Origin of the sequence: Mesorhizobium sp. M0074 (assembly GCF_040322975.1) — a bacterium.
In the GTDB taxonomy this organism is placed as follows: Bacteria; Pseudomonadota; Alphaproteobacteria; order Rhizobiales; family Rhizobiaceae; genus Mesorhizobium.
In genome coordinates this window covers 1-13,738 of the sequence record NZ_JAMYUM010000036.1, presented here as the reverse complement: position 1 = coordinate 13,738, position 13,738 = coordinate 1, and the positions used below count along the sequence as shown (strand labels likewise).

Sequence of the window (13,738 nt, the reverse complement as noted above, 5' to 3'; positions counted from 1 at the left end):
TGTAGCTGAGCTTAACTGACGAGGACGATGTCAGACATCAAGTTCAATTCGATGACGCATTTCGAGGCGGTCGCGCGGCTCGGCGGCGTGGCAAAGGCCGCTCAGGAATTGCAGGTGACACCTTCGGCGGTTAGCCAGCAGCTGCGGCTGCTCGAGCACCAACTCGGGGTGCGGCTTTTTCAGCGCGAAAAGCGCCATCTCTCGCTCACGATCGACGGTGAGCGGCTCTTTCAGACCACGACCCAGGCTTTCGAATCCATACGCGAGGTGCGTAACGCCATTGTGCGGCAGCGCGAAAGCTTCCAGCTCAGCCTGCGCGTCAGTCCTTCCTTCGGCGAGAAATGGCTGGCGCCTCGGTTGGCCGAGTTCAGCAAGGGCTATCCGAGCTGGAATTTGCGCGTCGACGCGACGCCGAATTTCTCGGATTTCGAAACGGAGGTCATCGATCTCGATCTTCGTTATGGCGACGGCGGCTGGGCCGGCCTTTATTCGGATTACGTCGTCAACGACCTGATCCTGCCGATGTGCTCGCCTTCCTACCTTGCCGAACTGCGCGCGATCTCACCGGATCCGCGCGAGCAGCTTCGCCATGCGCGGTTGATCGACAGTGTGAAGGCCTTTTTCCGATGGGATTATTGGCTGCCGTGCAACGGTATCCAGGGCGCCCGCATGACGTATCCCTATCGTTTCGACCGTTCGTCAATGTCGGTTCAACTGGCGAAGGACGGTGCAGGTGTGGTCCTGGAGAGCACGTCCATTGCATTCGAGGATCTGGCGTCGGGTTCTCTGGTTCCGGTCTCGACGGAGTTCGAGGTCATCGAGTTTCCGGGTTACTGGCTGGTCTGTCCTTCGCGGCATATGAACCGGCGCGCGGTTCGCCTGTTTTCGGACTGGGTGTCACGCGTGGGTAAGCGCGACACCGATCTGGCTCGCCAGTTTCTGGCGGAAAAGCAACTGCGCATATCGTTCGAACGACGGCCTCATTTCGGCGCACGGGATGACAAAGCGGCGCCAATGGCGTGAACAGTTCGGCGTTCAAGACACATTGACAGCACGTTATGGTTGAAGAGCTGGCCAAAACGCAGGCTGTGTACAAGCGAGGCGGGTTGGCCCCGCTTTTCATATTCCGCGTAGACTGCCTGTGGCTGCCCGCGCCACAATGACCCTAGAGATCATCAAGCTGCGACCTTCTTGCGGCACCGCTTCGTCGGCTCCGGCGCGACCGGCTCTTTCGGTTTGTGGCCGAGCCCGATCGTCTTGGCTAATGCCGAGCGCGCCACGGCGTAATTCGGGGCGACCATGGGAAACCGCCGGCAGACCCCATTTGGGCCGCGGTATTCATCCGGCGTCAGCCCGTAATGGGCCGACAGATGGCGCTTCAGCCTTGAATTTCTTTCCGTCCTCAAGGGAGATGATGTAGTCCGATGTCACCTTCCTGATCGGTACCGCAGGCTTGAGCGCTTCCGGCGTTTCTGCAGAAACGTTGCCGACCGTGCCTTTCAGTGCTGTGTGCACTTGGCCGATCGAGCTTGAAAGACAGTCGGCGAAGTGTTGCTTTATAGTAGTCGTCGTCGGTGAAAGCAATAAATCCCCTACAGGACTATTGCGATGCTGCGGTTAACAGCCACCCGGCGTCCGTCGCGCGCGTATTGATCCGGTGGGAGCAGATCCCTCCCTCATAGAGCTGCCGCTGCTCCCCGCTCGATCAGGGAGGGACGATCGCAAACGATTTCCATGCCCCACCGCCGGGTACCACAGCACAATTTGGTTTCGAGGCGGTCACGCCTAAGCAGTGGTAGTACTGCACTGAACTGATCGGGTCTCCATTACGATCGACGTGATTTCTCGAAATGCAGGGGTGACGCAGGGCCGCCCAAGCATTAATTTTCCCGGGCAGGTTTGAGGAGGTCAACGTGAGAACTTACGATAGCGGAATACGAGGATGGGAGTTCATGGTCGACGCTCGTTGACGGCCAGAAGGTCAACTATGAGATAGGATCGGCGGACCGGCAAATCGTCGGCCGGCAACCTGAGCAAGGCTGGCTGAACCAGCCATGTGATTTTCGGCAAGCGCATCAAGCAAGCAAGCAAGCTTCAGTGCACCAAAATGATCAAGTCTGGTGGCCCACCGGCACGTCGTTGAAGTATCACCTTCGCTGACCTATATGCGCGCTGCGTCGGATGTTTCCTCCCATTCGTCCGGCGCGTTCCCCTCTGGAGGTTTTAACCTTCATACCTGGCCGGACCTTTGGTCCGGCCTTTTTCTTGCGCGCGAGAAATGGGTAGACTGAGGTGACGACGTCCGGCCGCTGGTTGGACGATCTCGCTGCGCATAAGGGGGCTGTCAGGAATTCTGTGCGCGAGGCCGGTTTCGTCATTGGCTGACGAACCTCTCGCCGAAGACGACGGCGAACTGGGTCTTGGCCTCGAACCATTCGCGCGGCGGTCGTTTCCATTCCTCGGCCGCGTGGTTCAGCACCAGATATAGCAGCTTCATGGCCGCATCGTCACTCGGGAAGTGTCCCCGGGTGCGGACGGCGCGGCGCAGCGTAGAGTTCAGCGCCTCGATAGCGTTGGTAACCGGTATGATCATGACGGTGCCATCCGATCCCCGCTGGAGATGAGCGATTTTCGGCGTATGGTGCGACCATCCGGGACAGGGGCACCGGGAGCACGCCAAGTGCGGGCAGGCCGATGTATTCGATGAGCTGCGAGCTCGCGTTAGTAGCTGGCCGCCCCTGCGACCTGCCCGGTTGCGCCGAGAGCGCGGATCCGTAGGTGTCGCGTCGCCCGCCGGCTCCCGACTGTTTGAGGAGAGGGAGCCGATGAGACGTGTGATTGGAATGGACATCCACCGCACCTTTGCGGAGGTGGTGGTTTGGGAAGACGGCCGGCTGCGCCATCACGGACGGGTCGACATGACCCGCTCGGGACTGGAAGGGTTCGGCCGCAGTTTGCGACGGACGGATGAGGTTGTCGTCGAGGCCACGGGCAACGCCATGGCGGTGGTGCGGGTTCTGTCGCCCTATGTCGGCCGGGTGATTGTCGCCAACCCGATGCAGGTGAAGGCGATCGCCCATGCCAGGATTAAGACCGACAAGATCGATGCCGGCGTTCTGGCGCAGCTCCATGCCAGCGGCTTTCTGCCGGAGGTCTGGGTACCTGACGAGCGGACCGAGCGGCTTCGCCGCCTCGTCGCGCGGCGCAACCAGGTAGTTCGGCATCGCACGCGCGTGAAGAACGAGGTGCATGGCATCATGCAGGCGCACCTAGTGCCGAAGTGCCCGCATGCCGATCTGTTCAACAATCGCGGTCGCGCCTGGCTCGAGCGGCAGGTGCTTCCCGACGACGAGCGGGCCGCCATTGCTCGCCACATCCGCGAGATCGACCGCCTGGCCGAGGATCTGGCCGACCTCGATCGCGACATCGCCCGGGAAGCGGTTGATGATGTGCAAGTCCGGCGGCTTCAGACGATCACCGGCGTCAATGCCATCGTCGCGAGCGGTATCATCGCCGCGGTCGGTGACATCCGGCGGTTCCGCGAGCCGCAGAAGCTGGTGAGCTACTTCGGCCTCAATCCGCGTGTGCGCCAATCCGGTCTTGGCTTGGCGCAATATGGCCGGATCAGCAAACATGGGCGTTCCCATGCCCGCGCCATGCTGGTCGAGGCCGCTTGGGCGGCGGCGAAGGCGCCCGGACCGCTCAGGGCCTTCTTCCTACGCATCCGTAACGAGCGTGGTCATCAGGTCGCAGCTGTGGCGGTCGCCCGCAAGCTCGCCGTGCTGATCTGGCATCTGCTGACAAAGGAGCAGGACTACTTCTGGGCTCGCCCGGCGCTGGTGGCGGCAAAGCAGAGGCAGCTCGCTCTCAAGGCCGGCGCGCCGGGCGAGCGCGGTGTCGGTCGCCGCGGTTCGGCTTACGCCTACAACGTGAAGGAGTTGCGAAACAGCGAGAAAGCCGCGGCCGAGAATGCCGAACGTGCCTACGAGCTAATGGTTCGGCATTGGCGGTCACGCGGGCCGAAGCGGCGCACGGACGCCACAAACGAGGACCGACTATAACGGCTGCGTGGCGGCACTCTCATCCTCTCGCACCACTCTTTGCCACGTTGTCGTCCGTGCCGGACAAATATAGCACAAGGAAATCTGGCGGCACGACCGACGCCCTCGGTCCGCTCCAGAATGGCGCCGTGCTCGACGCCGTCAAGGCGTGGCCTGGAAACCTCGCAGCCGGCCGTGGCGCCATCGCACCGGCCAGCCTTGACTGCGTCTCGACACGCTCGCGTGGGAAATCCTGTGGGCCGGGACGAAGAAACAGGCTCACCTGAGCCGAACAAAGAAACGCAACAGGAATCGAAAAAGTCGAAATCAGGCTTGTCGATGTCATCCGTGGTGTAGATGATCCGCCGCACGCTTTCGGGATAGGCGAAGAATGGGACGACGTGCTGCCAGTTGCGCCGCCAGCTTTGCGTGATCGCCGGATATCGCTGCCCCCAGTAGCCGGCTCCGAAGTCCTCAAGGGCCTTCATGCCAGCTTCGGCGTCCTTGGCCCGGTAGATCGCCCGCAGCGCCGGCACGACGGGCTTGCGATCCTTCCAGGACACGAACTCCAGCGAATGGCGGATCAGGTGCACGATGCATATGTGGACGGCCTCCTCCCTGCAAGATGTTAGGCAGCGGTTTGATCCCATCGCTTGCGATCATATGTCCGGCCTCTGATTGCGGTCGTACATGACCGCGGGCCAAGATGGTTTCCGCAACATGAGTTCCAAACAGGTTTGCGGCCTTTTGAGAGCCTTGCATCGTACGGATTGTCTCACGTTTCGGATCGATCGATCACACCAACTGCTCGTTTCCTGCAAGTTCGGGTTCAGCCTACCAAGGTCGCGTCACATTGTGCTCCCCTGGATGACTGATCTCTATGCTGCTTGGCCATAAGCCGACAATGCGGCGTTGGGATTGTATCGTTCGCCGGTGACCATCAGCTTCCAGGCGACGCGGGCGATTTTATTGGCTAGCGCCACAGCGACGAGCTTCGGCGGTTTGCGGTTGAGCATGTCCAGCAGCCATTGGGACGCATTCTTCCCGCGACCCTCCCGAACATGCCGGAGGACAGCGGTGGCGCCCGCGACGAGCACGCTTCGCAGATTTTCATCGCCAGCTCGGGTGATCACGCCAAGCCTGACCCTGCCAGCTGTCGAGTGATCCTTCGGCGTCAGGCCAAGCCAAGCCGCGAAGTGCCGCCCTGATCGGAACGTCTCGGGCGCCGGGGTCTTCATGACCATCATCAATGCGCCGATCGGTCCGACGCCAGGAATCCGTGTCAGGCGTCGACTGCATTCGTTTGTGCGATGCCACGCCATCAGCCGTGCTTCGACCTTTTCGATTTCGTCCTCCAGCCGATCATATTCGCGGCCGTGCAGCCCAAAAAGTTCACGTGCCAGTTCAGGCAGCGTTTCATCAGTCGCGATACGCTCGAGCAACGATCTGACCTTCGATGTACCTGTGGCAGCGATCAATCCGAACTCGGCAGCGTATCCGCGGATGGCGTTGGCAAGTTGCGTGCGATTGCGAACCAGTCGGTCACGCATGCCGACCAGCATCAAAGCCGCCTGGTTGTCGGCGGTTTTTACCCGCACGAAGCGCATCGTCGGGCGGCTTACCGCTTCGCAAAGAGCCTCCGCATCGGCCGCGTCGTTCTTGCCGCGTTTTACGTACGGTTTGACATATTGCGGCGGGATCAGTTTCACGTCATGGCCAAGCGCCTCAAGCAGGCGGGCCCAATGATGCGATCCGCCGCACGCTTCGAGCGCGACCACCGTTGGCGCCGCCCTCTCGAAGAAAGCCACCATCTCCTTACGCCGCAATTTTTTGCGCAGCACGACCTCTTCGGCTGCATTCACACCATGCAGTTGAAAGACGTGCTTTGACGTGTCCATGCCAATTCGAATAATTTGCTCCACGGGCGGTCTCCTTTGCTTGAGGTCTCCGATGACCTCATTCTGGCACATTGATGCCGTGCAGGAGGCCGTCCACCCCAACAGGTCTGGACGACGGTTTGGGGAAAGACGGCGTTGATCGCCTCGGGAAAGCCCTTCAGGCCGTCGACGACGGCGATCAGGATATCGCCGACGCCGCGGCTCTTCAGCTCGTTCATGACGCGCAGCCAGAACTTGGTGCCCTCGGTCTGCTCGATCCAGATGCCCAGAATCTCCTTCGTGCCATCGGGCAGGATGCCGAGCGCGATGTAGACGGCCTTGTTCCTGACGAAGCCCTCGTCTCTGATCTTGACCCGGATCGCGTCGAAAAAGACCAAGGGAAAGCAGGCATCGAGCGGCCGGTTCTGCCATTCGGCAACCTCCTCCAGGACGGCGTCGGTGACAGCCGAGATCAGGTCCGGCGATACGTCGATACCGTAGAGCTCCTCCAGGTGGCCGCGGATCTCGCGCACCGTCATTCCGCGCGCATACATGGAGATGATCTTGTCGTCGAAGTCTGGGAAGCGGCGCTGATATTTGGCGATCAGCTTCGGATCGAAGGTTCCGGCACGGTCGCGCGGGATCGTCAGCGTCATCTTCGATGTGCCCGTCAGCACCGACTTCCGCGAATGGCCGTTGCGACGATTGACATTCCCCTCGGTGCTCTCGTCCTTGAGGTGCTCGTCGAGCTCGGCGTTCAGAATGCGCTCCGAAAACGCCTTCTTCAGGTCGTCAAGCAGACCGTCCTTGGCGAAAACCTCGTTCGGATCACGACCGCCAAGAAGCTGGTCCAGAAGTTCCTTCTCGATAGCCATGTGATGATTCTCTCCTTTCCATCATTATGGCCTCGCGCACAGAATTCCTGACGGTTCCCGCATAAGTCCAATATCGCGTTGCCACGTCATCGGTGAAATCACAACCATGATGAGAGCTGTCAAAACCGATGTTTAACGTCGCCAGCCCGGCAGACGGAAACTGATCCATGGCCGTTTTCTCGGCCTGCCATTCTTGTCGGTGCATTCGAGGGCGATGGCAATTCCCGCCTGCTTTTGCCGATATTTTCACAAGAGATGTGGAAGAACTGACTATGCTGCAGGGTTGTCGAAGACCATGGGCAACCCACGTTTCGACGCCATCTCGACGACCAGTTCTTCGATCGCTTGATCGGAAAGGCGGGTCTGCAGTGTCGTACGAACCCGTTTGACCAGTGCGTGCACCGGCAAAGGCGCGAGATCCTCGGCATCATCGAGAAGCCGACTGACTTCGATCACAACGTCAGCAGCGATGTCGCTCGGCAAATCTCGCATATGCCATCTCAGGTCGGCGTAAATATTGCCGTCTTCCTGACCGTTGTCGAGTCAAGCAGATGAACGTCGGGTTGTTCCCCACGACGGCAGGACTGGACGCTCTGCTGCCGGCTGCACCACCCCGGTCATCGCTGTGATGGCGTGAAGCTCCGCTTCCCCAGTCACTTTGGAAGCCATCGAGGCTACCATCATTTGGACCTCAGTCGCTGCGTAGGATCTTCGCTTCTAACGCCGCTACAACGAAGGCCCGTCTCGCAACCGGCGGCTGAGCTTCACCACGCAGAACCTGAAGACATGCCTCCATAGCCAGTTTTCGCTTCTCCGTCTGATGAGGGAAGCTCCGCAGCAGGATCGTCGCTGCCTCGTTCACGTCGAGTATGACGCGCTCACGGTCATGCCGGCCAACTTGCACCACCACGGGCCGGACGAACCTGCTCGACATGCAATTACTCTCTCAGGTTCGACCTCGATAAGGGCTTCGCGTATCATGACGTGGGGTCAAATGTGTATTGGCTAGGCCCGAAGCGAATATGCAGGTGCTCGATCCAAGACAAGTTGCCTGTCCAATTCAGGTCGCTATCTGAAATCCCGATGGGTCCCGGTCTTGTTGCGCAAGAAAGCACAGCGGATTTCTGTCGCGTCCGGAAGGTGAAGCGGCGCCTGGTCCCACGCCTGACCCTTCCCTCCTGGATGTCAGCCTTGACGCGGCCGCTGCCGCAATGCCGACGCTTCCAGTTGCGCGCGGATGCCGGGAGAGGAAGAGGGCGGGCGGGCTGCGGTGGCGGGTGAAGGTCCGGAAGAGAGGCTCCCGGCGCCCGCCGAGGAGCGACACCCATGACCCAGATGGAAATTCACACGCCCAAGCGCAACGAGCGTGCCGGTTACAAGGTCGACGTCAGCCGCGGCCAGCGCATCGGCCGCGTGTCGTCAGAATGGTTCAACCGGCCGGCGGACGAGCGATACCTGTCGCTCACCGACCTTCGGAATTCGGTGAAGGTCCGGTCGGAGCGCAGCAAGACCCGGATCGTCGAAAGTGAGCTGATCCGCGTCGAGGCCAGCCGCGACGATCCGGAGCGCCTGAGGCTAATGCTGCCCGATGCGCTTGCCCCAGTTGCCCCCACGCATTGGAGTTTTGGCCAATTCGCCAGCCTGGTAGGCGCGCCGGCCACCTATCTGCGCCAGCTTCCGGCCCCGCTCGCGGCGATCAACCTTCAGCATGGTCTCCTCAACCACCGCGCCGAGCAGGTGAAGACACTGGAAATCGAGAACGGACGCCTCGAGCTGCGAGCGGTAACAGGTCCGGACTACGGCAGGATTTTCGATGAAGAGCTGATCGCGGCCGTCCAAAAAATCGCCGGCAACGGCACCGGTGACACGCGTTGGAAGGTGCCTGGCGTGCTCGACTGGTCAACGGGAATCTACAATCCGAACGTCGACATCTCCAACGACACGACGACGCTCTATGCGTCCGACCGTGATGTCTTTGTCTTCCTCGTCGATGACCTGAATCCGATCGAAGCCGGCAAGCTGCCCGATGGCTCGCCAGACGTCTTTTTCAGGGGGTTTTATTGCTGGAACTCCGAAGTCGGCGCCCGAACGCTCGGAATCGCCAGCTTCTATCTACGTGCAGTGTGCCAGAATCGTTGCCTGTGGGGCGTGGAAAATTTCGAGGAAATCACCATCCGGCATTCCAAATATGCCGCCTCGCGTTTTGCCCTGGAAGCCGAGCCAGCGCTGATCCAGTTCGCGGAGTCCTCGCCCATGCCGTTCGTCAATGGCATCAAGGCTTCGCGGGAGCGTGTCGTCGCTCGGGACGACGAAGATCGCCAGAGCTTCCTGCGCAAGCGCGGCTTCTCCAAGGCGGAGACGACGAAGATCATCGATGCCGTGCTTTCGGAGGAGGGGCACCCGCCCGCCTCGATTTTCGACTTCGTGCAGGGCATTACGCGGGTGGCGCGCGACAAGCCGCATCAGGATGTTCGCCTGGAGATGGAGGGCAAGGCCAAGAAGCTTCTCGATCTGGCAGCATGATACTGCAATGCTGCGCGCGGCGGGAGTGACGTCACCGGGCTGCTGATGCCGCCAGTTTCGAACATGTCATCGCTGCGGCGCGCAGCACACGGCCTGCGCTGCCGGTCTGGCAAACACATCTCTCAGGTCTAGGTGTGCGCTGCACAAAATCGCAATGCTGCTATGCACAATTGAAGCTTCTCGGGAGCGTGGAAGGGAGTAGGTTGATCAAGTTTCGTCCGGGTCACCTCCTCCCGACCTTGGCGATCAGGGACGGCATTTATTCCTCACGAATGCTGTCGTCCAAATCAAGCCCGCCGCACCTCTCACGCGGCGGGCTTTTTCGTTCTGCGAGCGGCGGCTTCCCGCTGCCCGATGAAGGAGACGAACGCGGAGGTCGGTCAGTCGGGGAGGTTGAATCATTCGATGGTGACGGTACGCTCGACATCCACCGTAATCTCCAGCACTTCGTTCCATGCCTCCTCGCCACCGAGCTCGGAAAGGGCGAGAAGAAAGGGCCTGCGCTGGAGATCGTGGCTCATCAGGCTAGGTGCGGTGTTGAAGGCGACCAGCCCGACATGCAGCTCCTCGCGGCCATAGAGGCCGCGAAAGTCGGTCGTGTTGTGCGTGACGAGCGCATAGCCGTCATCGACCGCGCGTCGGTCACCATATGGTCTTTGGCGGGCCGACGTGGCCCAGCCAGCGCACGTGGCTCGACTCGGGGAAACCCCGTTCGCGCGCCAGTTTCGCAAGCTCTGGGCTCAGGCATTCGTCGATCAGGAATTTCACGAAGCGGCCGGCAGATCGTCGAGACGGATTGTGCGCGTCGACTTCGCCGCCGTGCTGCGCCACGCCGGCTTGACCGGCGGACGGCCACGCCGCGGATAGGCAAGCGCAAAGTCGGCCGCGAGCCCGATCTGGTCGAGGGTCAGTTGCGGATAGGCTGCACGGATCGTCTCGGGCGTATCGCCATTGGCGAGCATGTCGGCAACATCATGAACAAGTACGCGTGTTCCCACAAAGGCCGGCTGACCGTCAAGTACCGCTGGATCGCGCGCCACCATGGCCTTTGCTTTCGTCAGCCGGCTGAGGCCGGTCCTTACGCCGGCAGTGATCGGCTTCAGGTCGACCTTAAGCGGATCGTCCGCGACCACGGGCGCAGCATTATCGGCAATAGCGTGCTCGACGATACGCCGCCGCGCTGCCGGCGTCAGTGTCTCCGCCGTCAGCCAGGCGAGGCGTAGGCCGACGAGACCCGCTCCGACGATGACGCGGCTGCCGCGGCATGTCTCGACACGGCCCCGCAGCAATCCGGCATCGATGATGCGATGGACCTGCTTGAGCGGCACCTGCGTTACCGCAGCCGCCTCATTGGCGGTGAGCACTTCGCTGCTAAACCCCGGCATGACAATAATCCTTCCACGTTCGTGGAAGATATATAGTCACTCTGCCCTCCGCAGTCCAGCGAAGCTTTGCGGCAGCCGGCGGCGTCCGGGCCAGGCGCCCGGCGGGGCAAAGGGGGGAGGGGAAGGTTCCTGACGGGCTTGGAGGTTCGGGGAGAGGCCCCGGGCCGCCCGTCATGGAGAACCTGACCATGGCAAAGAACGCCATTCAGAAGATCGCGATGAACGCCGCGGAGAACATTCCCTATGACAAGCTGATGCTGTCGCAGAAAAATGTCCGGCGTATCAAAGACGGCGTGTCGATTGAGCAGCTGGCCGAAGACATCGGACGGCGAAAGTTGATCCAGAGCCTGAACGTCCGTCCCGTGCTCGACGGTGAGGGCGAGGAGACCGGCACGTTCGAGGTGCCCGCCGGCGGCCGGCGTTATCTGGCGCTCGGCACCCTCATCAAGCAGAAACGCCTGGCCAAGGACGAGCTGATCCCGTGCATCGTCAATCGCGGGCAAGAAACCTCGGCCGAGGAGGATTCGCTTGCCGAAAACCTGCGGCGCGCCGACCTGCACCCGCTCGACCAGTTTCGGGCCTTCAAGACGCTCAGCGATCAGGGCCTCGATCCCGACGAGATTGGTGCCCGCTTTTTCGTATCACCGGCGACGGTGAGGCAGCGCCTGCGGCTGGCATCGGTGTCACCGAAGCTGCTCGAGCTCTACGAGAAGGACGAAATCCGGCTCGAACAGATCATGGCGTTTTCGATCTCGGACGATCACGCACGCCAGGAGCAGGTCTGGGAGCGGATTGCCAGCTCGCACACGCAGGAATCCTACTACATCAGGCGCCTGCTGACGGAGACGACGGTGCGGGCCGATGATCGCCGGGCCGTCTATGTCGGCGCCGAAGCCTATGAAGCGGCTGGCGGCGTCATCCTGCGCGACCTGTTCGAACAGGATGCCGGCGGTTGGTTCCAGGATGCCGCACTTCTCGAGCAGCTCGTCTTCGACAGGCTGAAAATGGATGCCGAGGCAATCTGCGCCGAAGGCTGGAAGTGGGTCGAGGCGGCGATCAGCTTTCCCTATGGTCACACCTCCGGCATGCGGCGCATCTACGCCGAGGCGCAGGAGCTCAGCGCCGAGGAGATCGAACGTTACGACGCGCTGAAGGCCGAATACGACAAGCTGGATGCGGACTATGCCAAGGCCGAGGATGCCGACGAAGCAATCGAGGCGAAGCTCGACCAGCTGGGTGCCGAGCTCGATGCGATCGATGATCGTCCTCAAAGCTACGATCCCGCCCAGAAGGCCAATGCCGGTGTGTTCGTTACGCTTGCCGCGAACGGCAAGCTCCAGGTCGACGCCGGTTTCGTGCGGTCCGAGGACGAGCCACGGACCGAAACCGGCGAGGTCGATGAGAGCGAGGAAGGGGGCGCCGACGGCGAAACCCGATCCAATGGCGACGACGATGGCGATGGTGTTGTCGTCAACGGCAAACCGGTGCACGACGCCTCCGGCGACGACGGCGAGGACGATGGTATTAAGCCACTGCCCGATCGGCTCGTCTTCGACCTGACCGCGCAGCGGACGCTGGCACTGCGCAACGCGCTCGCAGGTGACGTCGACATCGCCTTCGTCGCCGCACTCCATGCGTTCGTCCTGCAGGTCTTCTATCGCTTCGCGCCGGACACGTGCCTGGAGATCAGTCTGAAGAGCGGCAGCTTCAGCCAGGTCGATGGTCTTGCCGAGACATCCTGGGCCAAGGAGATCGCCGAGCGGCACGAAGTCTGGGACCGCGATCTGCCCGATGAAGCGGAAAAGCTGTGGGACTTCGTTCTTGGTCTCGACGAGACAAGCCGCAAGGCGCTGTTCGCGCACTGCGTCTCGCTGACCCTCAATGCGGTGGTCGAACCCTGGAACAGGCGACCAAAGGCGCTCGAGCATGCAGACGTGCTTGGCCGCTCCCTCCAGTTCGACATGGTCGACGCTGGTTGGGCGCCTACGCTCGAGTTCCTCGAGCGCCTCACCAAGGCGCGGATTCTGCAGGCTGTCCGTGAAGCGCGTGGCGCAGACTCCGCGCAGCTGATTGACCACATGAAGAAGGACATCATGGCCCGTGAAGCCGCCCGTCTTCTCGAAGGATCGAACTGGCTGCCGGAGCCGCTGCGCCTTGAGGCCGATGAAGTGGCTACCGATGCTCGCGTCGCGGTCGCCAGCGACATGCCCGACGAGGCGGCTCTCGACAGCGACGCCACCGAGCTGCCGGCCTTCCTCGCCGACGATGCGAATCCGCCCTCCGATGAACCGGTGACCATCGACGGCGACGATGCGGACCACCTCCAGGCCGCCGAATAATCGGCCTCACGCTCGCACCGGGCCCGGCATCATCGCCGGGCCCTTTTTCGTTTTCTGACATGGAGAAACCCGCATGTCCGCACAATCGTGTACGAATCCGCCCCTCTGGGGAGCGTTATCCGGTACCGCTCCGGCACCGCGAAACCGCTGGCTCGCTTCACCAAAAAGCTCGCCGCCTGGCAGAGCCGCAACGGCGTCGGCCGTTTGGTCAGGAAAGAACCGCCGCGCGAGCGCGCGACCTATAGCTCGCCCGCCCATTTCACCCTGCATGAGGGCGATTTCCGGCAGGGCGGCATCATCGTCGTCTCGGTCAGGCGCACCTGGTCCGTCGAGAGTGACCTGCGTTTCGAGATCATCGAGCGTCCCACGATCGGCATGGTCCGCGTCCTGCAGGAACTCGGCGACAGCCCAGAGCTCCTCTATCTCGCCAAGGATCGCGAGGCGGCCGAACGCTGGCTCGCCAGCAATTTGTACAGCCAAGCCTATCTCGAAGAGGTCTCCGCCGATGAGGTCGGCGCCGATGTCATCGAGGGCCGCGCGGCCGCCTGACCGTCCCACGATTTAACCCCGCCCGATGACGGGCCCCGGGGGTTGCGGGGGCTGTCCGCGGGCGTGGGATTGGTTATATTGCGAAATTTGTGTTGATTGCGCAGACACCACGTAAAAAAGCGCACAAACAAGAATATTTAAACCCAACAC

General features: G+C 61.6%; 10 protein-coding genes and 4 pseudogenes. 5 read left to right on the top strand and 9 right to left on the bottom strand.

Annotated elements, in window-relative coordinates; genetic code table 11:
- Window positions 1-27 precede the first annotated feature (27 nt).
- Window positions 28-1,023, top strand: a complete 996-nt coding sequence (locus tag NKJ73_RS31725) for a LysR substrate-binding domain-containing protein (RefSeq protein ID WP_352572253.1) — start codon at window positions 28-30, stop codon at window positions 1,021-1,023.
- A gap of 152 nt (window positions 1,024-1,175) precedes the next feature.
- Here the strand turns inward: NKJ73_RS31725 and NKJ73_RS31720 are convergent.
- Window positions 1,176-1,536, bottom strand: a pseudogene (locus tag NKJ73_RS31720) (Ros/MucR family transcriptional regulator); the annotation flags it as partial.
- 838 nt (window positions 1,537-2,374) lie between these two features.
- Window positions 2,375-2,590, bottom strand: a pseudogene (locus NKJ73_RS31715) (transposase); the annotation flags it as partial.
- Window positions 2,591-2,843: 253 nt separating this feature from the next.
- On the opposite strand from NKJ73_RS31715, the gene NKJ73_RS31710 reads away from it, so the two are divergent.
- Window positions 2,844-4,061: an IS110 family RNA-guided transposase gene (locus NKJ73_RS31710; protein ID WP_352572271.1), complete on the top strand. Its 1,218-nt coding sequence runs from the start codon at window positions 2,844-2,846 to the stop codon at window positions 4,059-4,061.
- A 314-nt stretch (window positions 4,062-4,375) separates the two neighbouring features.
- On the opposite strand, the pseudogene NKJ73_RS31705 reads toward NKJ73_RS31710, so the two are convergent.
- The 5 genes and pseudogenes from NKJ73_RS31705 to NKJ73_RS31685 all read right to left on the bottom strand — a co-directional run.
- Window positions 4,376-4,648 (bottom strand): annotated as a pseudogene (locus NKJ73_RS31705) (transposase); the annotation flags it as partial.
- Between the two features lie 270 nt (window positions 4,649-4,918).
- Window positions 4,919-5,962, bottom strand: a complete 1,044-nt coding sequence (locus tag NKJ73_RS31700) for an IS110-like element ISMlo1 family transposase (protein ID WP_352572270.1) — start codon at window positions 5,960-5,962, stop codon at window positions 4,919-4,921.
- 77 nt (window positions 5,963-6,039) lie between these two features.
- Window positions 6,040-6,792: pseudogene (locus tag NKJ73_RS31695) on the bottom strand (IS256 family transposase); the annotation flags it as partial.
- Window positions 6,793-7,062: 270 nt separating this feature from the next.
- The gene (locus tag NKJ73_RS31690; protein WP_352572252.1) at window positions 7,063-7,284 is read right to left on the bottom strand and encodes a hypothetical protein; all 222 of its coding nucleotides are present in this window, start codon (window positions 7,282-7,284) and stop codon (window positions 7,063-7,065) included.
- Window positions 7,285-7,483: 199 nt separating this feature from the next.
- Complete coding sequence (locus NKJ73_RS31685) at window positions 7,484-7,726, bottom strand: DUF982 domain-containing protein (protein WP_352572251.1); 243 nt, start codon at window positions 7,724-7,726, stop codon at window positions 7,484-7,486.
- Window positions 7,727-8,118: 392 nt separating this feature from the next.
- Here NKJ73_RS31685 and NKJ73_RS31680 point away from each other — a divergent pair, with 392 nt between their 5' ends.
- Window positions 8,119-9,315, top strand: a complete 1,197-nt coding sequence (locus NKJ73_RS31680; RefSeq protein ID WP_352572250.1) for a DUF932 domain-containing protein — start codon at window positions 8,119-8,121, stop codon at window positions 9,313-9,315.
- A gap of 398 nt (window positions 9,316-9,713) precedes the next feature.
- On the opposite strand, the gene NKJ73_RS31675 is transcribed toward NKJ73_RS31680, so the two are convergent.
- Both NKJ73_RS31675 and NKJ73_RS31670 read right to left on the bottom strand, forming a co-directional pair.
- Window positions 9,714-10,046: a hypothetical protein gene (locus NKJ73_RS31675; protein WP_352572249.1), complete on the bottom strand. Its 333-nt coding sequence runs from the start codon at window positions 10,044-10,046 to the stop codon at window positions 9,714-9,716.
- A 33-nt stretch (window positions 10,047-10,079) separates the two neighbouring features.
- Window positions 10,080-10,700, bottom strand: coding sequence for a DUF433 domain-containing protein (locus tag NKJ73_RS31670; RefSeq protein WP_352572248.1), 621 nt, complete (start codon window positions 10,698-10,700; stop codon window positions 10,080-10,082).
- A 188-nt stretch (window positions 10,701-10,888) separates the two neighbouring features.
- Here NKJ73_RS31670 and NKJ73_RS31665 point away from each other — a divergent pair, with 188 nt between their 5' ends.
- Together NKJ73_RS31665 and NKJ73_RS31660 are read left to right on the top strand one after the other, a co-directional pair.
- Window positions 10,889-13,039 (top strand): ParB/RepB/Spo0J family partition protein, encoded by a 2,151-nt coding sequence (locus NKJ73_RS31665; protein WP_352572247.1) that lies wholly within the window; start codon window positions 10,889-10,891, stop codon window positions 13,037-13,039.
- An 87-nt stretch (window positions 13,040-13,126) separates the two neighbouring features.
- Entirely contained in the window at window positions 13,127-13,588 is a 462-nt protein-coding gene (locus NKJ73_RS31660; RefSeq protein ID WP_352572246.1) for a UCP036055 family protein, read from the top strand.
- Window positions 13,589-13,738 lie beyond the last annotated feature (150 nt).